The sequence below is a fragment of the Proteus sp. G2300 genome (genome assembly GCF_009915965.1).
In the GTDB taxonomy this organism is placed as follows: Bacteria; Pseudomonadota; Gammaproteobacteria; order Enterobacterales; family Enterobacteriaceae; genus Proteus; species Proteus vulgaris.
Genome location: NZ_JAABNK010000023.1, coordinates 1 through 24,924 on the forward strand (window position 1 = coordinate 1; position 24,924 = coordinate 24,924).

The window sequence follows — 24,924 nt, forward strand, 5'->3', positions numbered from 1 at the left end:
GGATCGACTTCTTCGGTTTCAGCGCTTTCAGCAGGGGCTTCAACAGTTGGCGTTGCTTGAGAAGCTTGCTGTGCTTTTTTGGCTTTCACACGCGCCAATGCTGCAGCAACAGCCGCTTTGCGCGGATCGACTTCTTCGGTTTCAGCGCTTTCAGCAGGGGCTTCAACAGTTGGCGTTGCTTGAGAAGTTTGCTGTGCTTTTTTGGCTTTCACACGCGCCAATGCTGCAGCAACAGCTGCTTTGCGCGGATCAGCATCTTCGTTGTCACTTACTGTATTATCATTTGAGGCTTCTAATGCTTTTTGCTGTGCTAATTTAGCTGCTTGTTTTGCTCTGACTTCCTCTTTACGCTTTCTACGTGCGGCGATAGCAGCTGTGTTATCTGGCTCTTCACCTGCTTTCACAGAAATAATTTTACCGATACTCTGTTTTTCTTTTACACGAGAGAGCGCAGATTGAACTTCATTATGTTCATTATCATCAAGTTTAACTGCGGCACGTTGATGTCTTGCTTCACGCTCAAGTTTCTCACGTTCCATACGTAATTTTTTGGCTTCAAAACGCGCTTTCGCTTCAGCTGCGCGTTTGGCTTCCGCATCAATTTCACGTATTTCAGCTTTTTCTTGACGATAGTATTGAACCAGCGGGATATTACTTGGGCAAACAAACGCACAAGCACCACATTCAATACAATCAAATAAATTGTGTTGTTGTGCTTTCTCATGCTCTTTACCTTTACTAAACCAGTAAAGTTGTTGAGGCAGTAAACCACTTGGACAAGCATCGACACAATGACCACAACGGATACAGGCTTCTTCAAGACTATCTGTATCCATCTCTTCAACTGAAGGGATAAGTAGGCAGTTGGTTATCTTAACAACAGGAGCATTTAAGTCTGGTAAGGTAAAACCCATCAAAGGCCCCCCCATAATCACCATTTGCTCAGAGCCTGCAACAAAACCGGCTTGTTTTAGCAATGAGTAAATAGGGGTACCTAAACGTACCCAAAAATTACCCGGTGTTTTAGCACCATTACCCGTGACTGTGACAACACGTTCAATTAAAGGCTCATCATCAATAATGGCGCGTTTGATGGCGACTACCGTACCTACGTTTTGCATTAATACACCAATATCAGATGAACGTCCCCCTGATGGTACTTCTTTACCCGTTAAGATCTTGGTCAGTTGTTTAGCACCGCCAGAGGGATATTTTGTGGGAATGACTCGAATAAAAATTCGTTTCTCATCAGGTACGGCATTTAATGCCTGTTTCAATGCTTCAATAGCTTCAGGTTTGTTATCTTCAATACCAATTAACACTTCATCAGGACAGAGTAGGTGAATTAAGACCTGACATCCAGCAATCACTTCATCAGCATGTTCTTGCATTAAGCGATCGTCTGCTGTGATATAAGGTTCACACTCTGCTGCATTAATGATGAGTGTTTTAACGAGGTCGCCACCGCCTTTTAATTTTGATGCAGTTGGGAATCCTGCGCCCCCTAATCCTGCAATACCTGCTTCATGGATACGGTTAAGTAACGTATCTCTATTTTCTAATTGGTAATTGATGATAGGTGATTTCTCTCGCCATTCATCTTTACCATCAGATTGAATTCTTACGGCTATTTCAGGTAACCCTGATGGGTGAGCACTTGGAAAGGGTTCTATAGCAACGACAGTGCCCGAGATAGATGCATGAACAGGTAATGTTCTGCCAACACCTTTGGTCAAAGGTTGTCCTTTTAAAACATGCTCACCTACGCTGACACAAAGTTGCCCCGGTACACCTAAGTGCTGATGAATAGGAATAATCACTTCATCAGGCAATTGTGCTATACGCATTGGTGTACGACTTGACTGTAATTTCATTTCAGGAGGATGAATACCGCCTTTAAAATCCCAGATTTTATCTTTTTTAAATAACGAAAAGAGATTAAACATGAGCGTTATCCTCCGTCTTTAATGACGGTTCATCTTCAGGTGTTTCTTCAGGCTCTGCTGGAATGTTCTTAACAGGGATAGTATTTAAATCCCATTTCCAATTTGAGGTTGTCACTTTGACGGGTACTAAGGTAATACAATCTGTTGGGCAAGGTGGGACACATAAATCACACCCTGTACATAAGTCTTCAATCACCGTATGCATTGCGCGTGTTGCACCAACAATGGCATCAACAGGACAGGCTTGAATACACTTAGTACATCCAATGCAGTTATCTTCATCAATTAAAGCGACTTTTCTAACGGGATTTAATGCTTCTTCGTCACCATCAAGTGGCTGAGGTTCAACCCCCATTAATTCTGCGATTTTTAACATTACTTGTTCGCCACCCGGCGCACAACGGTTAATCATTTCACCATTGTTTGCAACCGCGTCGGCATAAGGGCGACAACCAGGATGGCCACATTGCCCACATTGACTCTGTGGCAAAATAGCATCTATTTTTTCAACAATAGGATCTTCTTCCACTTTAAAACGGCGTGCAGAATAGCCCAAAACTAGCCCAAAGATAAGACCTAGCGCACCTAGCACGCCAATTGCTATCCATAAAGAATTCATTACAGTTTCACCAAACCACTAAAACCCATAAAGGCGAGAGACATTAAACCTGCGGTAATTAAACCAATTGATGCACCTTTAAATGGCGCAGGGACATTGGCCACTGCTAATCTTTCTCTAATGGCGGCAAATAATACCATTACAAGAGAGAAGCCGACGGCAGCACCAAAACCATAAACAGCAGATTGCATAAACGTGTGTGATTGATTGATATTTAATAATGCCACACCTAATACAGCACAGTTCGTGGTAATTAAAGGTAAGAAGATCCCTAATAAACGATAGAGTGTTGGGCTTGTTTTTCTTACGACCATTTCAGTGAATTGTACAACGACTGCAATAACTAAAATAAAGCTTAGTGTGCGTAAATAAAGTAAGTCCAAAGGAACTAAAATAAAATTATCCATCAACCACGAACTAATCGAGGCAAGAGTCATAACAAAGGTTGTCGCAAATCCCATACCGATTGCGGTTTCTAATTTTTTTGATACACCCATAAAAGGGCATAAACCCAGGAATTTGACGAGTACAAAGTTATTCACCAATACGGTGCCGACGAATAGAAGCAAGTAATCAGTCATTGTTATGCCAAAATTGTTAAACAGAGAAACAAAAAGCCTCCTGAAATAAAGAGGCTAAACAAGCGTATATAATATCAAGGGTAAAGGTGCGAAGTTATCGAACTTGTGTGAAAGTTTCACGAACACGCTTTGCATACTTGATATAAGGCACAAAACAGACCGTCGAGAAAACAGACCATAGAAGCGATTTTAACGCTGTTTGATCATCTACAGGCGCAAAGCCGAAGCTTTTTATCGCTAATAGTAAGTTGATAAGTAACCATAAAATAAATAGACGTGGAAAATTTTTCGCGCGATAAAAGAATTGACGTAGTAGATATACTGTAAAACCGAACATCACCCAAGTGGTGAGCGCAGAAAGATACCAACTTGATATTAAATGGAAAGGAAGCTGGTGGAGGATCGAAAAATCCGCAAAATATTTAAGAACGTAGAGAACTGACATCAAGCCTGAGCCAACAATTGATAAGATCATATAAGCCAATGGCGCGAGTAGCCACCCTGTAATAGGCGCTTTTCCTGAGGGATTATTTTGCGCGTTTGCTTTGAGATCAAATTTCATTAATAAATTATTCCTACTCATGTGTATAGAACTAAACAGGATATTATCACAAACTTTGTTATTATTTATTTAGCTACAAAAGTGAAAGTGATTTTTGTTAATAAAAAAGCGGATAAAAATAGGATAGGGTTATGGCAAATAAACTCAATGTTGGGATTATCGGGTATGGTTATGCAAGTAAAACCTTTCATGCTCCCTTAATTACAACAACCGAAGGCTTAAATCTCAGTGCAATTTCAAGTTCTGATGAAAATAAAGTCAAACAAGATTTTCCTCACATCACGGTTTATGCAGACCCTCAAGCACTTATTAATGATCCCTCAATAGACTTAATTATTATTCCAACGCCGAATAATACTCACTATTCGTTAGCTTCACAGGCTCTGGCTGAAGGTAAACATGTTGTTGTTGATAAACCGTTTACACTAACACTGGAAGAAGCTGAAAAGTTGACTCAACAAGCAACAGATGCAGGCAAGCTACTTTCTGTTTTTCATAACCGTCGTTGGGATTCTGGTTTTTTAACAGTTAAAAAACTGTTAGCGGATAAAACACTCGGTGAGATTAGTGCCTATGAAGCGCATTTTGATCGTTTTCGTCCAACCGTGCGTCAACGTTGGCGAGAAGATGCGGGAATTGGTGGCGGGCTTTGGTATGATTTAGCGCCTCATCTTCTTGATCAAGCTGTTTGTCTTTTTGGTGAACCTAAAGCAATGACAGCAGATATCGCTCAATTACGTCCTAATGCAAAAAATGCCGATTATTTTCATGCATTATTAGAGTATGACAATCTTAGAGTTGTTCTTCATGCGTCTATGCTAGTTGCATCTCCAACACCTATTTTTGCTATTCATGGAACAAAAGGAAGTTATGTTAAATATGGTTTAGATACTCAAGAAGACGCCCTAAAAGCCGGTTATCTCCCTAATCAAACTTATAATTGGGGAATGGACAGTCATGATGGTGAATTAACAATACTGTCAGCGTCTGGCGAGTTAGAGACAACCACACTGACTACACTTTCTGGTGATTATCCGGCTTATTATCAACAAGTTTATCGTGCAATTACCTTGGGTGAAGAAAACCCTGTTACGCCAATACAAGCAACAACTATTATGCGTTTAATTGAAGCGGGCGAAATTTCAAATCGTTTAAAACAAACTATTACGCTATAAGCTAAAGGGAGCGCTCAATCTAATGTCTTGGTGGCAAAAATTAAAACTTGACCCTTTTCTCATGATAATGATTTGTGTGGTGACATTAGCAACGCTATTACCCGCACGAGGCGATATTAAAACTCTGTTTCAATATCTGACAACTGGCGCCATCGCACTACTGTTTTTCTTGCATGGTGCGAAACTTTCTAGAGAAGCGATACTAGCAGGGATTGGGCATTGGCGTTTACATCTTACTGTATTTGCCAGTACTTTTATTCTTTTCCCTATTTTAGGGCTAGGATTACAAGTGATTGTGCCTGAATGGATGTCGCCGACGGTCTATATGGGATTTTTGTACCTTTGTGCTCTTCCTGCAACGGTTCAATCAGCCATTGCATTTACTTCGGTAGCCGGAGGAAATGTAGCCGCCGCTATTTGTAGTGCATCTGCATCCAGTATTTTAGGGGTTTTTCTTTCACCTGTGCTGGTGGGTTTTTTAATGCAAACGCAAGGCTCAGTAGATGATTTTGATACTGTAGGGGCGATCCAGTCGATTTTACTTCAATTAATGGTGCCGTTTATTATAGGTCACTTATCTCGCCCTTTAATTGGTCGTTGGGTTGATAATCATAAAAAATTAGTTAATAGTACGGATCGTTCGTCTATTTTGCTGGTGGTCTATGTGGCATTTAGTGAAGCGGTGGTTGAAGGAATTTGGCATAAAATCGACGGTTGGTCACTGTTAACGATTGCGATAGTGAGTTGTATCTTGTTAACAATTGTTATTTTTGTGAATGTATACAGTGCAAGGTTGCTTGGTTTTAATAAAGCGGATGAAGTTACCATTGTTTTTTGTGGCTCTAAAAAGAGCTTAGCGAATGGTGTACCTATGGCGAACGTGTTATTTCCTGCTGCAACAGTAGGGGTCATGTTATTGCCATTAATGATATTCCATCAGATCCAATTAATGGTTTGTGCTGTATTAGCACAGCGTTATGCAAATCAAGCTAGAGAAGCTGAAAAGAAATAACATATTTAGGCTGGATGGGTAATCAATAGCATTAGTTAAATCTTTATTATTAGGTAACTATAAGAAAAGCATCGATTTAATTATTATCGATGCTTTTCTTATTCACTATGATCTTTATTATTTTCTTTTTTATCTAATAATGAGGAAGGTTGTGACTTTAATGGAAGAGGTAAACCTAATACAAAGTAAATTAAGAAAATAAACCCCATATTCAAATAATCTGTTTTATTATTTCTTACCGTTGTTTTTAATTCACCATCGATGGGTTCTCGTTGTTCGTTAATATTATATTTGCCTTGGTAGAGTTCATGAAGTATGGCTTGAGCTTGTTCAAATTCTTTATCGTTAACAAGCAGTTTTACTCCACCATTTGCTTGAGCATAGACCTGATTATTCCAAACAATATTTTCATCTAAAAGAATGATATCGATACCTTCAGATTGAAGAAGCCCCGCTTCAATTGAAGCATCAATCGGTGATAAATATTGAGTTAATAATTTATAATGGCCTCTTGTTGGGTGAATGTTCCACATTGCTTTATCTTAATGATGAATTTTTCTTGAAAACCAATTTTAATCTAAGAGTCATTAATAATTCCATCTATTTCTAACAAATATAAAAAACCACCTGATAACAGATGGTTTTAATAAAATAAATATTAACGTAAGCTGACTTTTTTAATTAATGCATCACGTTCAATTTGATTAATAAACGCCATTTTTAATCCGTTGATTTGAGTTTGGCGAATTTGCTCTGGTGTTAATCCCGCGGCTGGTGCTGCAATGTTATATTCGTGTTTTAATTCAATACCTTCAACAGCGGGATCGTCTGTGTTAAGTGATGCAATAATACCGTGCTCTAAGAAGGTTTTTAGAGGGTGTTCTGCTAATGAATTAATAGTGCTGGTTTGAATATTCGAGGTTAAGCAAGATTCAATACCAATTTGATGCTCGGCGAGGTAGTCCATTAAACGAGGATCTTCAATAGCCTTAACACCATGACCGATACGATCTGCACCTAATTCTTTAATTGCATGCCAGATACTTTCAGCACCAGCAGCTTCACCAGCATGAACGGTAATATTCCAGCCTGTTTCACGAGCACGATTAAAATGAGGTTGGAATAAGTGGCCCGGAAAGCCTAATTCATCACCCGCTAAATCAAGTGCGATAATTTTATCCTGATGTTTCAGTAATCCATTTAATTCTTGTTGGCAAGCATCTTCACCAAAAGTACGGCTTAAAATGCCGATTAAACGAATATCTACATCGTGTGATTGCAGTGCGCTTTGCACACCATCAACAATGGCTTCCACGACACCTTCAACCGGTAACTGGTGTTTCATTGCCATATAATAAGGTGAGAATCGCAGTTCAGCGTAATCAATCCCCGCATTAACCACATCCACCACATTTTCATAAGCAACACGATGACACGCATCTAAGTCTGCTAAAACCGCCACACCCCAATCTAATTTTTGTAAAAAGCTCACAAGACTTGGCTCATTTTTTGTAATTTGTACATGAGGGCGCAAAGCTTCTAACTCATAAGCGGGAAGCGCAATATTGTGTTGTTTTGCTAAATCTAAAATAGTTTGAGGGCGGATATTACCATCTAAATGGCGATGTAAATCGGTTAAAGGCAACTGTGTGTCAATCACGTGTTATTTTCCTTTTAATAGAAATAATGAAAATCTATCGTTTATAGTGATTTTCTTTTAATTGGGTAAATATAAATAAGTTGCAGATTATTATGACTGATTTTTATTTTATTCACTAACAAATAAACTTAAATTGGTTACTTTTAAAACTAAAAATGCATTTTTTTCTCAAATTTAAGTTAAAAAATAAAAAATAGAAAAGAGGGATGTTTATTTATTAGCTACAACATTCAATGTAATTGACGTGTATTATCAAGAAAATTGATATGTTAGATTTTCAGTTTAAAATAAAATTATCATTATAAATGAAATGTCTTATCAATTTTTTTGATAGGTTTACAAGAGAAAATCAAGTAAAAAATAGCTTAAATATTATTATCTTATTCAATAAATTACTTGTTTTATTTTTTAATACTTTTGAGTAAAGAATAGAAAGCACTTTTTATAATAAATAACAGAATAAAATAGAAACAAAAAACATAATATCTCTTTTATTAAATAAGGGATGAGGAATAAGGTATTAACGTCATAATATATTGCGATTAAATAGATATATTTAACAGCATATAATTATTCCCATAATAATTATTTTTAATTTAAATCCTAATTATTTAAAATTAAAGGTGTATAAATATGAATGAGCACACTAATTTAAATCTTGAAAAAAATGATAATATAATACAACACCAGTCAATTTCTAAAATATTACCGCCTTCATCAGCAAATAATCTTACTTATGGATCACAAGTTGTTACTGGTGATGGTGCAATTGCATTAGATTTAGTTGTTGTAATTGACACTAGTGGTTCAATGTCTGATGAATCATCTGATTTAAGTAAAGATATTGATATTGCAATACAAAAAGCGCTGGAAAATTGCCCATCCAAACTTCGGGTGACCTTTTTGGGTATTGAAGGTACATGGGATGGCACTAAATTTGATCAATCAGCCAGTGATTATTTAAAAGCACTGGGAGTACCTGAAAGTCGCTTACAGGCAAGAAAACCTTTTAAAGAGGCTGATGGGCGTGATCATGCGGGTAATAAAGAAGATTTATGCCGTGCCGTGATTGATTTAAGTAAATATTTTGATTGGCGTGATGGTGCTCGTCGAGCAGTATTTGTTTTGGGTGATGAAGGTATGGAAGGTGGCGGAGGTGTATTGACCAACGCGGCAAAGATAAAAAATGACGAAGCAATTGCCGTTGCCCAACAAGAGAAAGTCAAAGTATATACCTACCAAGGAACGCCAGACGATAGTGCAACGAACCTCGATCGTTTTCCAAGTGTAGCTGATAGAGATCGTGTAACAAAAGAGTATGTACGTTTAGCGGAGCAAACAGGTGGGCGCTCTTATATTTATACTACAGGTATTGCGAATTTCTCTTTAGTATTACAAGAGATCCTCTGTGATAGTTTAACGCTACCAAACATTCCTAAACCGAATGATAAAAAATCTAACTGTAGCCATGTTTGTGAACAATTAACTTCTATTATTTCAACAGTAAATACACTTGCAGGAATAATTAATAAAACCATTGATTCTTGCTGTAAAGATGAATGGGGCAATCACCACCCTCCGGCTAAAGATTGTGATTGTTAATTAAAATACGAGCTTAAAAAAACACCCCATTGTATTATTCATGAATGGGGTGTTCTTATTTATTAGTTCGAATCGATTATATTTTAACAGAAATTAATTATTGAGCTTGTGCTGGTTGCTCAGGAATTAAGATTTCTTGTTCTTCGATAATCGCTGGATCTTCAGTCATCTCTTCTTGATAACTTTCTTCTGAATAATCAGAGTCATCGTAATCATATGATGATGCACCCATACCGAATAACATTGCCGCTAAACCTAACATTTGAGGTGCTTGAGTCACTTCCATAAACTCATCAAACGAATACGTTTTGCCATTCATAGTGAACTTATCTGCCGCATAGTTCAGTTTCAGGCTTAATGCTTTACCATCTTGTGCAAGTAACATCAGCGGTAATGCTTCTTTTTCATCTTGAGAAATTTGATTGATATTTTGTTGTAACTCAGTTTTTAACTGTTCAATATCGGCCGCTGTGGTTGTTTCGATTTCTTTTTTCTCAGCATCTGTTAATGCGGTTTCTTGGTAACGAGCCGCATCAAGGTATTGAGTGGAGTTACGGAATTCAGCTAACATTGGAAGAGATAAATCAACGTTGAAATCGATGTTTTTAAACAGGTAGTTAAATAATTCTGCCGGTGATTTTTGTTGGCTTTCTAATACTTTAACGTTAAATGCATTTAAGTCTAAATTAAAGCTTAGTTTACTCGCACCGCTTTTATTGGTTAAAGACGCTTCATCAATACGGAAAACTAAACCTTTTTCCAGTACATCACGAACCGCTTTTTCTACCATATCATCGTTGCCATAATGGTATTTGTTCCAAGGTAATAACGAGTTGTTATAAACTTTGGTTAACAGCAACATTGCATCGGTGTCAGCTTTATCAATCGAGTAGCCAAACTTACCCGAGCCAAACTCTAATCCGCCAACATTCAATGATTTAAAATAGTAAGTTTGAGATAAGTTAAAGAACTTATCTTTGATATCGCTTTTTGTTGTCAGAGAAAAATCGTTCAGTGAGAAATCTGACGCTTTATCTTTGCTGGTATGTGTAATTTCAGCAAAGCTTAATAACTGTTCATTAAATAAATATTGATCGTTATTAACTTTAGTTCCGACGACAGAACCCGCAATATTTTTAAGTGTAAAAGTTTCTTCCCCATCTTTAGTCACAACAACTTGATCCCCTTTTACGGAGGTAGTGAAGTTGGATGCGGTTTTATCCGATGAGAATTCAACTGTTAAAGGTGTTGTTTTAACCGTACCTCCGTCTTCAGTGAAATCGATAGGGTTCAGTTTAGCTTCACCTGATACTGCTCCATCAAAAGCCAAAGAAGTATGGATATCAAAAAGAGATTTCTCTTTAGTTAGTTTGAATAATTCTTTAGTTGTATCATTGTTGACCAACGTATTATTCATTGCGGCTAATTTTGGTGCTAAATTAAATTTAGCTAGATCAGAAAGAGGGAATGGACCGTGATCGATGTCAGTAGTGAAGATGACTTCTTCTACTTTTTTATCTTGGCCTTCAACGACCTCACTAGCATCTTTTGAAATCACGACAGCAAAGTCTGCATTAGAGGTGAATACCCCTTTTTTATAGTCACGAATTTCAAGTTTAATATCAGTGCCAAATTGTGCATTTTTAGCAAGTTGCGCTAACTGGACATTAGCGAGTTTCGTTTCTTCCTGTAAGCGACTTTCAATTTTGCTGCCCATGTACCACGAAGCACCGGTCCATACAACACCTAGTGCGACGATAACACCAACAGCGACAAGCGATTTCTTCATAATTCTAGTCCATCCTCTGTGTACATCCGGCGATGTACGTTATAAAGGCTGTTTTGTAACCTTTAAACAACCCGATAAATTGGTGATAATTTTTACTAAATTTAAATATAGATAATCCACATATATACATCGCCACCTATATTAACTGTAAATATAGATTTAGTGGAATAAAATCGCAATCAGAACTTACTTAGTTACTCGCTAACATAATGAGTTTAAAGCAAAATGGATATGATTTATAAGATAAATTAAATAAGCATTAAAAACGTCTGTTTTTACTCTTTTTTCGATTTAGACAATATTTAATTGTGATGAGATTCTATTTATGATGAATAATAAAGGCTCATAATAAATATGGATATAAATATGAAAGCTTAAATAATTAACTGTAGTCACAAAATAAGATGACTAACCGTATTTTTCCAGAAAAATCAACAGATTTCATTCTGTTATAAATTTCATAAGCTCGCTTTAGCTCTCATATTTATTATTCTGTTTATGGCATGATAGTGATATCCGAGTTATTTACTAAAAAGTGATTCGGAATTAATCAATTATTCTGTGTACTTAAGGAGATTGAAATGGCAGCCACTCGCATTGAAAAAGACTCAATGGGACAAATCGAAGTACCCGCTGACCAGTTATGGGGAGCTCAAACGCAGCGTTCTCTTGAACACTTCCGTATTTCAGTTGAAAAAATGCCTGTTGCACTTATCCATGCGCTTGCTCTTACTAAAAAAGCAGCCGCAGGTGTAAACATGGATTTAGGTTTATTACCTAAAGAACGTGCTGATGCAATTATTGCTGCAGCAGATGAGGTATTAGCCGGCAAACATCCAACTGAATTCCCATTAGCAATCTGGCAGACAGGTTCTGGCACTCAATCAAATATGAATATGAATGAAGTGTTAGCTAACCGTGGTAGTGAGATCCTTGGTGGTATCCGTGGCATGGAACGCAAAATCCATCCGAATGATGATGTTAACAAAAGTCAAAGTTCAAATGATGTGTTCCCAACTGCCATGCATGTCGCTGCTGTTATTGCATTACGTCAGGATTTATTGCCAGAATTAAAATCACTGCTGAAAGTCTTTAAAGAGAAAGCAGAAGCTTTCCATGACATCGTTAAAATTGGTCGTACTCACCTGCAAGATGCGACACCTCTGACATTAGGGCAAGAGATCTCTGGTTGGGCTGCTATGCTTGAGCACAGCATCAAACATATAGATGATTCTGTTCCTCATGTTTGCGAGTTAGCATTGGGTGGTACTGCTGTAGGAACAGGATTAAACACGCATCCAGAATACGCAGTTCGTGTGGCTAAACGTATTGCTGAATTATCGGGTCAGCCATTTGTAACGGCGCCTAATAAATTTGAAGCGTTGGCAACCTGTGATGCATTAGTTCATTCACATGGTGCATTAAAAGGTTTGGCTTCTTCATTAATGAAGATTGCTAATGACGTGCGCTGGTTAGCGTCTGGCCCTCGTTGTGGTATTGGCGAAATCGCTATTCCAGAAAATGAGCCTGGGAGTTCGATCATGCCAGGTAAAGTTAACCCAACACAGTGTGAAGCACTAACAATGTTATGTGCTCAAGTTATGGGAAATGATGTCGCCATTAACATTGGTGGTGCATCAGGTAACTTTGAATTGAACGTTTATCGCCCAATGATCATTGATAATTTCTTACAATCAGTTCGTTTACTGGCTGATGGTATGCGTAGTTTCAATGAGCACTGTGCAATTGGTATTGAACCAAACCGTGAGCGTATCAATAAACTACTGCATGAATCATTAATGCTAGTTACTGCGTTAAATACTCATATCGGTTACGATAAAGCCGCTGAAATTGCGAAGAAAGCGCACAAAGAAGGCTTAACATTGAAAGAGTCTGCGCTGAAACTGAACTATCTTACATCGGAAGAATTCGATAGCTGGGTTCGCCCTGAAGATATGGTTGGTAGTATGAAAAAATAAGTGTATTTAACACTTATTTAATGCAGAAATTAAATCCCGCTATAATGGCGGGATTTTTAGATCTGATAGGAAAAATAATGACTGAAGAAATTACGTTTACTGCGACAGAAATTAATTGTTATGTCGAAGATGATGTCACCATTATAGGAATAGGGGATGATGCTGTTTCTCCTGATCATTTCATTATTCTTTCAAGATTTGATGATGAAGATGAAGGTATTGATAATTCTATCGGTTTAATGACACATTTATCTGATATTGAAGCTATTAATAGCCTTGAGCGTATTACGTTAACGCGAGAAAAAATGATTTTTGTATTAAAAAATAATGTAGTGATCTCCATTAATTTGAAAATTGAAGATAACCAATTTATTCATCTTAATGATAACATTATACAAATCCTTCAAGGAAGTTCGATTAAGCTTATTAATTAACTTCAAGATATAAATGCATTCTTGGAATAATCAGTTGTAACTTCTTAGCTTTAGGGCGATGGCGAATTTGAATGTTATCGGCATCATAATCAGGGAGTTCGCCAATAATCGGTTTAAAATCGCTCTCTTTATCAATGTAGAAAGCTAATAAAGGCAAGGGACACGCATATTGCACTTGTTTTTGAAGCTCCGAATACCAAACACGAGCAATAGGTTGTACTTTTACGGGGCGTTTTATTTTTAATTTTGCATTTTCAGGTAATTGGGAAAGGGTGGTTATCTCTTTATCAATACGCTCTGCCCACTGTTCACGGGTATACGGCGATACAGCACGATTGGCTTCTCGACTTTTTTCCAATTGAGATAGAACCTCATTGCGCGTTAAATTTTTAATAATATTTTTATTTGCCCAACCAAAACGTACAGTATCAGGATCAGCCACTAGGGTGAGGGTGCGATAAGCATTTAGTGTGATTAAACCTTTTAACTGATTATGTACAAAATCAAAACGTTCTTCTTTAGAAATCCCAGACTCTTTAGTCACGATATCTGAAAGCTGTTTTTTTAATGAATTAATGCGCTCGATATCGCCTTTTACTGACTTAAATTCAATGTTATTAGTACCAAAGCAAAGTACGCCAGGTAAACGAATAGCACGTTTACTGCTGATATGCGGTGCATTGTCATAAATAAACAAATTGGCCATTAGTTTTAATGTCAATTCACGTGCGTCTTCATTATAACTAGGTGACACTGTCACTCGTGTAACGTCATCATGTTCTTCTTCTTTCGTGATATCGGGTAATTCAAAAACAGCTGAAGGTAATAATGTTAGTTTTTTCAGCTTTTCAATTAGTGCATTAATCTCTGTTTCTAATTGTTTAAAACAGAGATTAAATTGTTCTATAAAATCATACTTACTCATCTTCACATCCTTATTTAGTTACAACATGCAATAAGCCACTATTTAAAACAATACATTAACTTCAGTGAAAAGTACATTGCTTGACAGGGAGAAAATGCCAAAAACACAGTATACTGTTTATTTATACAGCATACCGTAAAAAGGGCATTTTTTTATGATCTTTTTCTTAAAGCTCATTTAATTGATGGTTTTTAATGCAATATGAGCCTGTTTTTCACTCACCCTCGTTATTGGCTCTTGAAACGCATCGCAGTCTGGTTTTATCGGAGGGCAGTTTTCTGTGAATGCACTTGCAATGGAGGTAAGAAAGAGAAATAGCAGGGCAATAGGATATTTTATTGGTGGCATAATGGCTAATCCTTATCTAAAGTATAGGCCTATACCTTAAGAAGAGAGTGCAAAATCGACAACATTAAATAGTGTTAATCCAATTTCGCACTTTGTCATGATCGTATTTTATTATTGAGCAACGTTGTTTAAGTGCAACGCTATGAGTAAGGCAATTAACATTAAAACAGCAATAAACATCCCAACGCCCAACCAACCAAAGCTTACCCAAAATAGGCCACCGAGTGTACCTGCAAGACTTGAACCAGCATAATAAGTAAAAAGATAAAGTGAAGAGGCTTGAGCTCGTCCTCGTTTAGCGCGACGACCAACCCAGCTACTTGCTACGGCATGAGCTGCAAAAAAACCTGTTGTTAAGATAAGCATACCAACAAAGATAATTGGTAATGATTCAATTAAGGTAATCAATATGCCAATTAACATCATAGAGATACCTGCAATAAACACTTTTCCTAAGCCATATTTAGTGGTTAATAATCCCGCTTTTGATGCACTATAAGTACCACTTAAATACACGATAGAAATCAACCCCACGGTTGTCTGACTTAATGAATAAGGCGCATCTAATAAGCGATACCCAATATAGTTAAATAAAGTGACAAATCCTCCCATTAATAAACCACCTTCAATAAATAACAGAGGTAATCCTTTATCTCTAAAATGTAGCTTTGTGGTAATAAGAAGATTTCGCGGTTTTAATGCAGTCGGTCTAAAGTGCTGAGACGCAGGTAATATTTTCCAGAAAGTCACAGCAGCAAACAGTGCAAAAATACCAAGAATAACCACAGATAAACGCCAAGAGTAATAATCACTTAATACCCCAGTAATAACACGCCCACTCATACCCCCAATAGAGTTGCCACTAATATATAACCCCATCGATAATGCTAAATAAGCAGGGTGGATCTCTTCACTTAAATAGGTCATTGCCACAGCTGCAACACCACTTAATGAAAGTCCCACTAAGGCGCGAGTAATTAAAATACCTGTCCAGCTATTCATCATCGCGCTTAATAATGTGAAAAAGGCAGCACAAAATAATGCGATAACCATGACATTTTTACGACCAAATGCATCGGAAAGTGGGCCTGTGATTAATAATCCACACGCCATTAAAGCCGTAGAAAGGGAAAGCGCTAGGCTACTGGTTGCAGGACTCACTGAAAACTCGTCGGATAACACTGGCAATATGGGTTGTACAAAATAGAGTAAGGCAAAAGTCGCTAATCCAACCATGAAAAATGACACCGTCACTTTTATATACAGAGCATCATCTCGCTGAATATAGTGTTTAGGAGGAGATTGCCGATGAGCAGGCTTTTTTATACACGATGTATTGTCTGAAATATCAGTGCCTAAGCTCATACTTTTACTGTCTATTTCGTGATTATCCATATTGATTAAACTTCCATTACTTAAATTTGATTTATGTCAATGTTAGAAATATTTGATTTTTTTGTCTAATATATTAATTATTTGAAATAAGACTTTTAAAGTATCAATAGTCATGTAGGTAAATATGAACATTGAATTGAGGCATTTACGTTATTTTATTGCTGTGGCTGAAGAACTTCATTTTGGTAAAGCAGCGGAAAGATTGAATATTTCTCAACCCCCTTTGAGCCAACAAATACAAGCACTTGAAAGCGAAATAGGAGCCAGGCTTTTAGAACGAACTAACCGTTCTGTTGCACTAACCCCTGCAGGGCAAATGTTTTTAAAAGAGTCTTATCAAATTATGGCGCAGGTCAACGCAGCTGCAACACGTGCAGCTAGAATGGAAAAAGGCGAGTTAGGTGAAATATCGATAGGTTTTACATCAACAACTCCTTTTATGCATTTGGTAACCTTGAGTTTACGGCAATTTAGAGAAAATTATCCTGAAGTCGGCATTCATATGCATCAAATGAATACAAAGCAACAAATTTCACCATTGCTTACAGGGCGTATTGATCTCGGTATTATGCGAAATACCACATTACCCGAAAATTTACACCACCAGCTGTTGTTTCGAGAGCCTTTTATTTTAGCTGTGTATGAGGGACATCCCTTACTTGCTTACAAAGAAACGGGGGTTAATATTCAAGATATTGGACAATATCCTTTTGTTTTCTTTGAAAGAGATGTAGGCACAGCGCTTTATGATGAGATTATTCAGCTACTGAGTTTATCAGGAATTACCCCTACTATTGCACAAGAAGCGGGCGAAGCCATGACGATTTTAGGGTTAGTTGCCGCAGGGTTAGGTATATCGATTGTGACTAAATCTTTCACTCGAATGAAAGTCGATGGCGTGCATTACCTGCATTTTGCTAATTCACAGGCTTTTTCTGAAGTTTGGTTGGTTTCTCATAAAAAACGCACAATACCCGCAGCGGCTAATCGATTAACGCAATTGTTATTAAAAAATATCTTAGAACACCAAAAATCTTGATTTATCTGTGTTTTTGATCACGCTTTTTATGTAAGTATTGTACAATTATCACAAATTAACGACATAATCGGTAATGAATTATTTAGAGCCTCGAATTAATGATGGCTCCTTATTAAGGATGACATTCAATGGGGAATCAACCTAGCCACATCGATCACGTAAAACAGTTTAATCTTGGCACAGTCTTTCGTTTGATTGATGAACATGGTCCTATTTCTCGTATTTCACTGTCAAAAAAAGCAGAGCTGGCTCCCGCGAGTATTACCAAAATTACGCGAGAATTAGTTGAAACTCATCTTATTCACGAAACTGAGTTTCCAGATGTGGGATTTCGTGGGAGACCTGCTGTAGGGTTAAAACTCGAAAGCCAAGGGTGGCAATTTCTCTGTATCCGCGTCAATAAAGGTAATTTACTTTTTAGTTTAAGAGAATTAGACAGTAAACTTGTTACTGAAGATACGTTTGATTTTCCTAAAGAAAATAGTAATGACTTCCTTAATCACTTTTTACTTGCTATTGATAAATTTTTCGAACGTTATCAATCTCATGTTGAGAGATTGACGGCAATTAGTATCACAATGAATGCGATTGTTGATCCCATTAGTGGTGTTATTCATAGCTCCCCTTATTATGATGTTAAAGATATTCCCCTTGCTGATAAAATTCATGAAAAAACGGGAGTTTCCGTTTTCTTACAGCATAGTGTGACCGCATGGACAATGGCCGAGTCTTTATATGGTGCCGCAAAAAATAATTCAGATGTTCTGCAAATCGTCATTGATGACATCGTGGGTGCCGGTATCATTAGTAATGGACGAACATTACATTCTCATAGCCACAGTGCGGTTGAAATTGGGCATACTAAAGTTACTGACTCTGACAATAACTGTTATTGCGGTGCGAAAGGGTGTTTAGAGACAGAAATTGCAATTCCTCAATTAATTAAAAAAGCCCAGCTATTAGCTCAAGAGGATCCTTCCTCATTGTTAAACAAATATCCTATTACCATTGAGACATTGTGTGATGCAATATTAGTTGGAGATAAACAAGCTCTTAAGATAGTGAGTTTAGTCGCTCAGCGATTGGGGTTTATTCTTGCCGTGATGATTAATATCTTTAATCCGCAAAAAATATTAATTGGTTCACCTCTTTGTCGAGCAAAGTCTATTCTTTTTCCTTTGATCTTGAACCATGTTCAACATCATGCCATGCCTCGTTATACACAATCGTTAATTATTGAAGAAACAGAGTTAAGAAATAAAGGAACATTGCCTGCTGCCTCATTGGTTAAAGAGGCTCTGTACAACGGTTCTTTGTTAATTGAGTTGATGCAAGGCTAAATTAAGTGAAAAAAATCGTAACGGAAGTGTTTTGCAAGCGTAAATACCTCAATTGATCATTAACGAATTCTCTATTTTAGACCAATTAACTAAAAAATTGAGCTACCTCAAGCCACCAGAAACAGTGTTACCCTAAACTCTAATCTCTGTCATTTTTTATGAACCTGATTTATCTGTCATAACGGAAGTAAATTATATGTTAACACGCTTTTTTGTTACGGGGACAGATACCAACGTGGGTAAAACTGTTGTGACCCGAGCACTTCTTCAGTCATTAAATCGTGGCGGGTCAACGGCAGTGGGTTTTAAGCCTATTGCAACAGAATTACATGAAACGGCTGATGGTGAACGTAATCATGATGCGATGATTATTCATAATTCATCGCCAGTTGAAGTTCGCTACGACGAAATTAATCCTATTTTGCTTGATAATTGCTATGTTAGCGAAAATGAAATTGATTTTAATAAGATTTCAAATGAGCTCGATAATTTAAGTAAAAAAGCAGAGTGTGTTGTTATCGAAGGTAATGGCGGTTGGCGTTATCTGCTTGATGATAATACTTTTTATTCTGATTGGGTGGTAAAAGAACAAATTCCAGTTGTTTTGGTTGTCGGTATTCAACCAGGCTGTGTTAATCACTCAATATTAACAGCACAATCTATTATCAACGATGGTTTGAAATTAGTCGGTTGGGTTGCTAACAGAATAAATCCAGGATTACCTTATTACGCGAAAATTGTGGAAAGGCTGTCTCAGCATATTCCTGCGCCGCTGATTGGTGAAATCCCGTATTTATTACGTCCTGAAGAACGTGATCTCTCTTGTTACCTTGATTTAAGCCAGTTGGATATCGCGGTACCTGCTTAAGAGAGAATATAAATAAGTAACGAAGTGGATTGAGTTCCCCGTTTTTTAACGGAACCAAACTTGTTACTTTTAAATGCCTGATGAGTAAATTCATTGGGTATTTTTGTTTTTTCTAAATCTTGCTTAAAATCGGAATAATGATAAAAAGAACATGTAAGATTAAAGAAAAAACGGAAAAAAATTAAGTAAAGTAGTTTAAATCAGTTAGATACTCAATTTTTTAAGTAAAAAAGGAAAAGGGCGCTAATAATGCGCCCTTTTTTAATTACACATTTTTATCAATAAAACATTAATGACGAGTATAGATGATCTTTTTACTGTCATTCTCGCAAGTGCCTACCACTTTACCTTCTGTTTGTGCAACTTGGTCGTTTTCAACGACAGTCAAAGTAAAGTTAGCTGCGGGGACACCATTATTGACAATTTTTTGTTGAATAGACTCAACAACTTCATCACAACCTGCATTTGCTGCTAACGGGGCAAATGCCATAAGGGTTGCCATTACTGCAAAGATATATTTTTTCATATTACTCTCTCCTTGTTTTACAAAGTAAAACATCACTGTTTCACGATTTTCTTACGGATTAACAGGGCGCCCAGTATTACTGTCTAAACAGCGACGTGTTTCTGGCTCCCAATAAGCGTAGACATTTGCACTTTTCAGACAAGCATCTCGCTCATCAATGGCTTTATCTACTTTATTAAATTCAATTTTTTCTCGCTGATTGACTTGGGTACGAAGCTCACGCTTTTGATCCCAGTCTTCTTTCAGTTGTCGAGCTTGTTCTTTATCTAAGACATTGTCATAGCCATTACCATTAATGGTTACATTGGTAGAGGCGGCAATAGAAGAAAAAGAAGACACAGATAAACTAAGAAATAAGGAGAACAATATCGTTCTTGCCATTGGTTTCTTAGTTAGAGTATTGATCATAGTTGCTATCCTCTAATGTTATGTCGCTATTACAGTCAATGGCTATTATATCTTAATAATTATAGCTGATGCCTTAATAAAAAATGAGTTTTCAGTGCATTTAATTTTGCCGATGAACACTTAACCCGGCAAATGATTGGCTAACGGGCATCATTTCTAAGGTATTAATATTGACATGAGCTGGTAATGTTGCTGTCCAATATACTGCCTCTGCAACATCTTCTGGAGTTAATGCATTTGCGTTTGCATATGTTTGTTCAACTTTATCACTATCACCTTTAAAACGAACTAATGAAAATTCTGTACCACCAACAAGGCCTGGTTCAATATCGGTGACACGTACCTTTTTACCTTGAAGATCAGCGCGTAACCCTAAGCTAAATTGTTTAACAAAGGCTTTAGTTGCACCATAAACATTGCCACCCAAATAAGGCCAAGATGCGGCGGTTGAACTAATATTAATGATATGACCTTTATTTCTTTCTACCATAAAAGGAAGAATGGCGCGAGTCACATGAACAAGACCTTTATTATTTGTCTCAATCATCGTATCCCAGTCATCAAGACTCGCTTTATCGGCGGTATTTAGTCCTAATGCTAAACCTGCGTTATTTACTAATACATCAATGGTGCGCCATTTTTCAGGTAATTGAGTATAAATCTCACTCACGGCTTTTTTATCGGTAACATCTAATTGTAGGGGGTAAAATTGATCTCCCAGCTCTTTATGTAAATTAATCAGTTTTTCCAAACGGCGAGCAGTACCAATAACACTGTGTCCATGGCTGATAAAATGACGAGCTATAGCTTCACCAAAACCAGCAGAAGCTCCCGTAATAAATATAATCATTTAATTACCCTCGATAGTTATAATAATTGAAAGTAAAAGGCTATCACTAAAAAGAGTCAAGTTTAAAAGTAAGGTTTGTGATAAATCAGTCTAAAAACAAGGTTCTTTTCTGATGCGAAAGATTTTTATCTTTGATAATAATCGGTATTTTTGCTTTTAGCTCACAGAATAAAATCCGACTATTGAATTGTTTTTAAATAAAAATAGAAGTGATGGACAAAAAAAGGAAGGTTAATCTCATTGAGGATCAGAGATTTTTTAAGTGGAAAGATAAGTGATTTTACCATTCAACAACTAATTAAATGCAGAATATTTTAGCATAGCACGTAACTAGACTGAGCCAATAGAATATAAGCTCAGTCTAGTGCAATAAGACAAGCTCAGCTATTTTTTACCTACTTGATGGCCAATAACGCCACCTAAGACACCACCGCCAATAGTGCCTAATGCACTACCGTCAGTCAAAATAGCACCACCGATGGCACCAGCACCGGCTCCAATCGCTGTATTACGGTCGCGTTTTGTCATGCTAGAACAACCCGCAAGTGAAAAAAGCAGAACAGAAGCGACACACAGTGTTCCAATCTTTTTTAACGTGATATTCATTTTTATAAACTCCAAAATAAAGGACAATATAAAGATATCGTTATCGTATTTATACCAGCATCAGAATATTCGGGAACAGGAGGGGGAAAACTCTTAAAGTGAGTCATTACTGGTAACATTTATTTTAAATGCATTTTATAAAAATAAAATCTATTATTTCTAGTATTCGTTGATGCTCAGAACAAAACATCAATGCATTATGTCATTTACATGAGTTAAAATAAAAGTATGATATTGATAAATAAACTAAAAAAAATCTCATCACAATTCACATCAGGCTATTTTGGTGTAGTATTAGGAATGATAGGTACGGGAATGGCATGGCGCTATGCTGCTAAAGAGCATCAGTATCCGGCTTATATTGGTGAAATATTTATCGGTGTGGGGTGTTTGGTTTGGCTAACACTTACGCTATTTTTACTAAGCAAAGGGCTATTTCATCGACAAAGTATTCTCGATGAAATTAAACATCCCGTTGCAAGTGGGTTTACTAGCTTATTTCCAGCAACGACCGTTTTAGTTTCGATAGGACTAAATCCTTATTTACCTTTCTTTTCACTCATACTGTTTAGTCTTGGAGCTGTAGCTCAATTAGCTTACTCCAGTTGGTTAATTGGTTCTCAGTGGAAAGGGGAATACCCTAAAATAGCCACCACACCTGTTTTATATTTACCAACGGTTGCCAATAACTTCATTTGCGCCATGGCATGTGGTGCATTTGGTTTTAATGATTTGGGTATTTTATTTTTTGGGGCTGGCGTTTTTTCATGGCTAAGTTTAGAGCCTACTATTTTAAAAAGAATACGCAGTGATGGATTAATGGATGAGAAATCACGTCTTTCATTTGGCATTCAACTCGCGCCCGCTTTAGTGGCTTGTAGCGCTTACTTAGCAATTAATGATAATCATATCGACTTCTTCGCAAAAATGTTATTAGGTTATGGGTTATTACAACTTTTATTTATGCTGAGACTAATTCCTTGGTTTGTGAAACAACCGTTTTCATTGCCATTTTGGAGTTTCTCTTTTGGTGTTTCTGCATTAGCAAAAGCCTCATTAAATATGAGTATGACATCTACTAGTGACTTTATGCAGTTATTATCAACGGCGCTATTTATTTTTGCTAATGCTGTTATTTTATTACTTATTTGGCATTCATTATTATGGTTTTTTAAAGGATTGAAACAGTTATACAGTCCTTCTAAAGTGGTATGAGTACCACATAAAAAAGAGGAGAGCCTAAGTGAAAAATTAGGCTCTTTTTGTTTAATGCCGGAAATAATAAAAAATAAGTTAGAAAGCTAAGATTATCATGAATTAAATTCTAATAGGCTTTTTGCCTAAAATAGCGACAGTATTATCAGGTGATGTTAATTCTAAAAGGCCTTTATCTAATCTGGTTAAAAATACTTTTTCTTGTAATAAAGCCTCATTAAAAAAACCGCCAACAGAAAACATAGCTGACGGATATTTTTCAGAAAAATTAGAATGCTTGGCGGAAAATTTCAATAATCTCTTTTTCATTACCTTTACGTGGGTTAGAGAATGCATTACCGTCTTTAAGTGCCATTTCCGCCATATATGGGAAATCAGACTCTTTCACACCCAATTCACTTAAATGTTGTGGAATGCCAATATCCGAAGAAAGGCGGGCGATAGACGCAATAGCTCGTTCAGCAGCATCCATTACGGATAATCCTGTCACGTTTTCGCCCATAAATTCAGCAATATCTGCAAATTTTTCTGGATTAGCAATTAGGTTATAACGTAATACATGTGGGAGTAATACAGCATTAGCCACACCATGTGGCATATCATATAATCCACCCAACTGGTGAGCCATGGCATGAACATAGCCGAGGTTAGCGTTATTAAATGCCATACCTGCTAAAAGTGAAGCATAAGCCATATTTTCACGGGCTTTCAGATTTGTACCCAACGCCACGGCTTGACGTAAGTTGCGAGAAATTAAACGGATTGCTTGGATCGCTGAAGCATCAGTGACAGGGTTAGCATCTTTCGAAATATAAGCTTCAACTGCATGAGTTAAAGCATCCATACCCGTTGCAGCAGTCAGTCCAGCAGGTTTGCCAATCATTAATAGGGGATCGTTAATTGAAACAGCAGGGAGGTTACGCCAGCTAACGATAACAAATTTGACTTTTGTTTTTGTATTGGTCAGAACACAATGGCGAGTCACTTCACTGGCGGTACCTGCGGTTGTATTCACGGCAATAATAGGGGGAAGTGGATTTGTTAGCGTTTCAATTCCAGCATAATTATAAAGGTCACCTTCATGCGTTGCTGCAATACCAATACCTTTACCGCAGTCATGTGGGCTACCGCCCCCGACGGTAATTATCATATCGCATTGTTCTTTGCGGAACATTGCAAGACCGTCAAGTACGTTAGTGTCTTTTGGGTTAGGTTCAGTACCGTCAAATACGGCAACATCAATGCCCGCTTCTTTTAAATAACCAATAGTTTTATCTACGGCACCTTCTTTGATAGCTCTCAGGCCTTTATCCGTTACTAATAGGGCTTTTTTACCGCCCAATAATTTGCAACGTTCGCCAACAACAGAGATAGCACCTGGGCCAAAAAAGTTAACATTTGGTACCAAGTAATCAAACATACGATAGCTCATAATAAACCTTCCAATATCAGAACATTATTTAGAAAAATTAAAGTATTAGTGCATTCTCACCCCGTAGGTTATTAAGTCAAGAGAGGTAGCTCATCAATAAGGTGAAACGATTCATTTAACTTTGCTTCATTTGATATAAGTCAACAGGATATGCTCCTTTAATAGAGCATGATTAAGTAAAAACACATCCGCCAAAACATATATGTTTTGACAGATGTATTTTGCAGGTGTACGTTAGAGCCTATTAAAGAAAGGAGCAAATATGGAACCGTTGCAATTATTTAAGATATTAAGTGATCAAACAAGACTAGATATTGTGTTGCTACTTAAAGCATCCGGCGAGTTGTGTGTTTGTGACATTTATACAGCCTTAAATTTATCTCAACCTAAAACGTCTCGCCACCTAGCTATGTTGCGAGAAAGTGGACTGTTACTTGATTCTAAACACGGAAAATGGGTTCATTATCGTTTGTCTCCTACATTACTATCGTGGGTAAAAAATATGATTGAAATCACCTATGAGGCAGAGAAAAATCGGGTATCAGATTTGCTTCGAACGATTGAAAAGAAAGGAGCCGTGAGCTGCTGTTCTGAATAAAATTTTTTAATTTAA

At 37.1% G+C, this 24,924-nt stretch carries 26 protein-coding genes; 10 read left to right on the forward strand and 16 right to left on the reverse strand.

Features of this window, described 5'->3' with window-relative positions:
• From rsxC to GWI97_RS11575, 4 genes are all read right to left on the reverse strand, one after another.
• A partial coding sequence (rsxC, locus tag GWI97_RS11560; RefSeq protein ID WP_161751994.1) for an electron transport complex subunit RsxC occupies nucleotides 1-1,946 on the reverse strand: 1,946 nt, incomplete at its 3' end.
• A complete protein-coding gene (gene rsxB, locus GWI97_RS11565) occupies nucleotides 1,939-2,565 on the reverse strand; it encodes an electron transport complex subunit RsxB (protein WP_161751995.1) in 627 nt (208 codons plus the stop codon). The genes rsxC and rsxB, both read right to left, overlap by 8 nt.
• On the reverse strand, nucleotides 2,565-3,146 hold the full coding sequence (rsxA, locus tag GWI97_RS11570; RefSeq protein ID WP_036937052.1) for an electron transport complex subunit RsxA: 582 nt from the start codon (nucleotides 3,144-3,146) through the stop codon (nucleotides 2,565-2,567). The genes rsxB and rsxA overlap by 1 nt, the downstream gene beginning before the upstream one ends.
• A gap of 94 nt (nucleotides 3,147-3,240) precedes the next feature.
• Nucleotides 3,241-3,708, reverse strand: coding sequence for a DUF2569 domain-containing protein (locus GWI97_RS11575; RefSeq protein WP_036937049.1), 468 nt, complete (start codon nucleotides 3,706-3,708; stop codon nucleotides 3,241-3,243).
• 131 nt (nucleotides 3,709-3,839) lie between these two features.
• Between GWI97_RS11575 and GWI97_RS11580 the strand changes: the two genes are divergently transcribed.
• Nucleotides 3,840-4,883: an oxidoreductase gene (locus GWI97_RS11580; protein WP_036937046.1), complete on the forward strand. Its 1,044-nt coding sequence runs from the start codon at nucleotides 3,840-3,842 to the stop codon at nucleotides 4,881-4,883.
• Between the two features lie 22 nt (nucleotides 4,884-4,905).
• A complete protein-coding gene (locus GWI97_RS11585; RefSeq protein WP_036937043.1) occupies nucleotides 4,906-5,895 on the forward strand; it encodes a bile acid:sodium symporter family protein in 990 nt (329 codons plus the stop codon).
• Nucleotides 5,896-5,993: 98 nt separating this feature from the next.
• Here GWI97_RS11585 and GWI97_RS11590 read toward each other — a convergent pair whose 3' ends face one another.
• Nucleotides 5,994-6,428 carry a putative signal transducing protein gene (locus GWI97_RS11590; RefSeq protein WP_036937040.1) on the reverse strand — a complete coding sequence of 145 codons (435 nt, stop codon included), beginning with the start codon at nucleotides 6,426-6,428 and terminating at the stop codon, nucleotides 5,994-5,996.
• A gap of 125 nt (nucleotides 6,429-6,553) precedes the next feature.
• Nucleotides 6,554-7,555 carry an adenosine deaminase gene (gene add, locus GWI97_RS11595; RefSeq protein WP_036937038.1) on the reverse strand — a complete coding sequence of 334 codons (1,002 nt, stop codon included), beginning with the start codon at nucleotides 7,553-7,555 and terminating at the stop codon, nucleotides 6,554-6,556.
• A 633-nt stretch (nucleotides 7,556-8,188) separates the two neighbouring features.
• On the opposite strand from add, the gene GWI97_RS11600 reads away from it, so the two are divergent.
• Nucleotides 8,189-9,157 (forward strand): VWA domain-containing protein, encoded by a 969-nt coding sequence (locus GWI97_RS11600; RefSeq protein WP_087802476.1) that lies wholly within the window; start codon nucleotides 8,189-8,191, stop codon nucleotides 9,155-9,157.
• A gap of 97 nt (nucleotides 9,158-9,254) precedes the next feature.
• Here the strand turns inward: GWI97_RS11600 and GWI97_RS11605 are convergent, their stop codons facing one another.
• A complete protein-coding gene (locus GWI97_RS11605; protein WP_123822092.1) occupies nucleotides 9,255-10,946 on the reverse strand; it encodes a YdgA family protein in 1,692 nt (563 codons plus the stop codon).
• A 581-nt stretch (nucleotides 10,947-11,527) separates the two neighbouring features.
• Here GWI97_RS11605 and fumC point away from each other — a divergent pair.
• Both fumC and GWI97_RS11615 read left to right on the forward strand, forming a co-directional pair.
• A complete protein-coding gene (fumC, locus tag GWI97_RS11610; protein ID WP_036937027.1) occupies nucleotides 11,528-12,925 on the forward strand; it encodes a class II fumarate hydratase in 1,398 nt (465 codons plus the stop codon).
• A gap of 77 nt (nucleotides 12,926-13,002) precedes the next feature.
• Nucleotides 13,003-13,359: a hypothetical protein gene (locus tag GWI97_RS11615; RefSeq protein WP_036937023.1), complete on the forward strand. Its 357-nt coding sequence runs from the start codon at nucleotides 13,003-13,005 to the stop codon at nucleotides 13,357-13,359.
• On the opposite strand, the gene tus is transcribed toward GWI97_RS11615, so the two are convergent.
• From tus to GWI97_RS11625, 3 genes are all read right to left on the reverse strand, one after another.
• Complete coding sequence (gene tus / locus GWI97_RS11620; RefSeq protein WP_036937019.1) at nucleotides 13,352-14,284, reverse strand: DNA replication terminus site-binding protein; 933 nt, start codon at nucleotides 14,282-14,284, stop codon at nucleotides 13,352-13,354. The genes GWI97_RS11615 and tus overlap by 8 nt on opposite strands.
• A gap of 177 nt (nucleotides 14,285-14,461) precedes the next feature.
• Nucleotides 14,462-14,632, reverse strand: coding sequence for a hypothetical protein (locus GWI97_RS18225; RefSeq protein WP_158482381.1), 171 nt, complete (start codon nucleotides 14,630-14,632; stop codon nucleotides 14,462-14,464).
• 111 nt (nucleotides 14,633-14,743) lie between these two features.
• The gene (locus tag GWI97_RS11625) at nucleotides 14,744-16,027 is read right to left on the reverse strand and encodes an MFS transporter (protein WP_036937017.1); all 1,284 of its coding nucleotides are present in this window, start codon (nucleotides 16,025-16,027) and stop codon (nucleotides 14,744-14,746) included.
• A gap of 124 nt (nucleotides 16,028-16,151) precedes the next feature.
• Between GWI97_RS11625 and GWI97_RS11630 the strand changes: the two genes are divergently transcribed.
• The 3 genes from GWI97_RS11630 to bioD all read left to right on the forward strand — a co-directional run bounded on the left by GWI97_RS11630 (nucleotide 16,152) and on the right by bioD (nucleotide 19,274).
• Nucleotides 16,152-17,066 carry a LysR family transcriptional regulator gene (locus tag GWI97_RS11630; protein ID WP_087802471.1) on the forward strand — a complete coding sequence of 305 codons (915 nt, stop codon included), beginning with the start codon at nucleotides 16,152-16,154 and terminating at the stop codon, nucleotides 17,064-17,066.
• 128 nt (nucleotides 17,067-17,194) lie between these two features.
• The gene (gene mlc, locus GWI97_RS11635; RefSeq protein WP_036937015.1) at nucleotides 17,195-18,406 is read left to right on the forward strand and encodes a sugar metabolism global transcriptional regulator Mlc; all 1,212 of its coding nucleotides are present in this window, start codon (nucleotides 17,195-17,197) and stop codon (nucleotides 18,404-18,406) included.
• A gap of 196 nt (nucleotides 18,407-18,602) precedes the next feature.
• A complete protein-coding gene (bioD, locus tag GWI97_RS11640; protein WP_036937012.1) occupies nucleotides 18,603-19,274 on the forward strand; it encodes a dethiobiotin synthase in 672 nt (223 codons plus the stop codon).
• Nucleotides 19,275-19,563: 289 nt separating this feature from the next.
• Here bioD and GWI97_RS11645 read toward each other — a convergent pair whose 3' ends face one another.
• The 4 genes from GWI97_RS11645 to osmB form a co-directional block, all read right to left on the reverse strand.
• A complete protein-coding gene (locus GWI97_RS11645; RefSeq protein ID WP_036937009.1) occupies nucleotides 19,564-19,800 on the reverse strand; it encodes a DUF1161 domain-containing protein in 237 nt (78 codons plus the stop codon).
• Between the two features lie 51 nt (nucleotides 19,801-19,851).
• On the reverse strand, nucleotides 19,852-20,208 hold the full coding sequence (locus GWI97_RS11650) for a DUF1283 family protein (protein ID WP_036937006.1): 357 nt from the start codon (nucleotides 20,206-20,208) through the stop codon (nucleotides 19,852-19,854).
• A 100-nt stretch (nucleotides 20,209-20,308) separates the two neighbouring features.
• On the reverse strand, nucleotides 20,309-21,058 hold the full coding sequence (ydfG, locus tag GWI97_RS11655; RefSeq protein WP_103004748.1) for a bifunctional NADP-dependent 3-hydroxy acid dehydrogenase/3-hydroxypropionate dehydrogenase YdfG: 750 nt from the start codon (nucleotides 21,056-21,058) through the stop codon (nucleotides 20,309-20,311).
• Nucleotides 21,059-21,442: 384 nt separating this feature from the next.
• Entirely contained in the window at nucleotides 21,443-21,664 is a 222-nt protein-coding gene (osmB, locus tag GWI97_RS11660; RefSeq protein ID WP_006536908.1) for an osmotically-inducible lipoprotein OsmB, read from the reverse strand.
• A gap of 228 nt (nucleotides 21,665-21,892) precedes the next feature.
• On the opposite strand from osmB, the gene tehA reads away from it, so the two are divergent.
• Complete coding sequence (gene tehA / locus GWI97_RS11665) at nucleotides 21,893-22,879, forward strand: dicarboxylate transporter/tellurite-resistance protein TehA (RefSeq protein WP_036937002.1); 987 nt, start codon at nucleotides 21,893-21,895, stop codon at nucleotides 22,877-22,879.
• Between the two features lie 102 nt (nucleotides 22,880-22,981).
• On the opposite strand, the gene GWI97_RS11670 is transcribed toward tehA, so the two are convergent.
• Both GWI97_RS11670 and dhaT read right to left on the reverse strand, forming a co-directional pair.
• Nucleotides 22,982-23,173 (reverse strand): hypothetical protein, encoded by a 192-nt coding sequence (locus GWI97_RS11670; protein WP_036936999.1) that lies wholly within the window; start codon nucleotides 23,171-23,173, stop codon nucleotides 22,982-22,984.
• A complete protein-coding gene (dhaT, locus tag GWI97_RS11675) occupies nucleotides 23,148-24,311 on the reverse strand; it encodes a 1,3-propanediol dehydrogenase (protein WP_036936996.1) in 1,164 nt (387 codons plus the stop codon). The genes GWI97_RS11670 and dhaT overlap by 26 nt, the downstream gene beginning before the upstream one ends.
• Nucleotides 24,312-24,573: 262 nt before the next feature.
• Here dhaT and GWI97_RS11680 point away from each other — a divergent pair, with 262 nt between their 5' ends.
• The gene (locus GWI97_RS11680) at nucleotides 24,574-24,909 is read left to right on the forward strand and encodes a metalloregulator ArsR/SmtB family transcription factor (RefSeq protein WP_087802464.1); all 336 of its coding nucleotides are present in this window, start codon (nucleotides 24,574-24,576) and stop codon (nucleotides 24,907-24,909) included.
• Nucleotides 24,910-24,924: the final 15 nt, after the last annotated feature.

Coding starts and splice junctions, on each gene's coding strand:
- rsxB (WP_161751995.1), bottom strand. CDS start 2,565: ATGAATTCTTTATGGATAGCAATTGGCGTGCTAGGTGCGCTAGGTCTT.
- rsxA (WP_036937052.1), bottom strand. CDS start 3,146: ATGACTGATTACTTGCTTCTATTCGTCGGCACCGTATTGGTGAATAAC.
- GWI97_RS11575 (WP_036937049.1), bottom strand. CDS start 3,708: ATGAAATTTGATCTCAAAGCAAACGCGCAAAATAATCCCTCAGGAAAA.
- GWI97_RS11580 (WP_036937046.1), top strand. CDS start 3,840: ATGGCAAATAAACTCAATGTTGGGATTATCGGGTATGGTTATGCAAGT.
- GWI97_RS11585 (WP_036937043.1), top strand. CDS start 4,906: ATGTCTTGGTGGCAAAAATTAAAACTTGACCCTTTTCTCATGATAATG.
- GWI97_RS11590 (WP_036937040.1), bottom strand. CDS start 6,428: ATGTGGAACATTCACCCAACAAGAGGCCATTATAAATTATTAACTCAA.
- GWI97_RS11600 (WP_087802476.1), top strand. CDS start 8,189: ATGAATGAGCACACTAATTTAAATCTTGAAAAAAATGATAATATAATA.
- GWI97_RS11605 (WP_123822092.1), bottom strand. CDS start 10,946: ATGAAGAAATCGCTTGTCGCTGTTGGTGTTATCGTCGCACTAGGTGTT.
- fumC (WP_036937027.1), top strand. CDS start 11,528: ATGGCAGCCACTCGCATTGAAAAAGACTCAATGGGACAAATCGAAGTA.
- GWI97_RS11615 (WP_036937023.1), top strand. CDS start 13,003: ATGACTGAAGAAATTACGTTTACTGCGACAGAAATTAATTGTTATGTC.
- tus (WP_036937019.1), bottom strand. CDS start 14,284: ATGAGTAAGTATGATTTTATAGAACAATTTAATCTCTGTTTTAAACAA.
- GWI97_RS18225 (WP_158482381.1), bottom strand. CDS start 14,632: ATGCCACCAATAAAATATCCTATTGCCCTGCTATTTCTCTTTCTTACC.
- GWI97_RS11625 (WP_036937017.1), bottom strand. CDS start 16,027: ATGGATAATCACGAAATAGACAGTAAAAGTATGAGCTTAGGCACTGAT.
- GWI97_RS11630 (WP_087802471.1), top strand. CDS start 16,152: ATGAACATTGAATTGAGGCATTTACGTTATTTTATTGCTGTGGCTGAA.
- mlc (WP_036937015.1), top strand. CDS start 17,195: ATGGGGAATCAACCTAGCCACATCGATCACGTAAAACAGTTTAATCTT.
- bioD (WP_036937012.1), top strand. CDS start 18,603: ATGTTAACACGCTTTTTTGTTACGGGGACAGATACCAACGTGGGTAAA.
- GWI97_RS11645 (WP_036937009.1), bottom strand. CDS start 19,800: ATGAAAAAATATATCTTTGCAGTAATGGCAACCCTTATGGCATTTGCC.
- GWI97_RS11650 (WP_036937006.1), bottom strand. CDS start 20,208: ATGATCAATACTCTAACTAAGAAACCAATGGCAAGAACGATATTGTTC.
- ydfG (WP_103004748.1), bottom strand. CDS start 21,058: ATGATTATATTTATTACGGGAGCTTCTGCTGGTTTTGGTGAAGCTATA.
- osmB (WP_006536908.1), bottom strand. CDS start 21,664: ATGAATATCACGTTAAAAAAGATTGGAACACTGTGTGTCGCTTCTGTT.
- tehA (WP_036937002.1), top strand. CDS start 21,893: ATGATATTGATAAATAAACTAAAAAAAATCTCATCACAATTCACATCA.
- dhaT (WP_036936996.1), bottom strand. CDS start 24,311: ATGAGCTATCGTATGTTTGATTACTTGGTACCAAATGTTAACTTTTTT.
- GWI97_RS11680 (WP_087802464.1), top strand. CDS start 24,574: ATGGAACCGTTGCAATTATTTAAGATATTAAGTGATCAAACAAGACTA.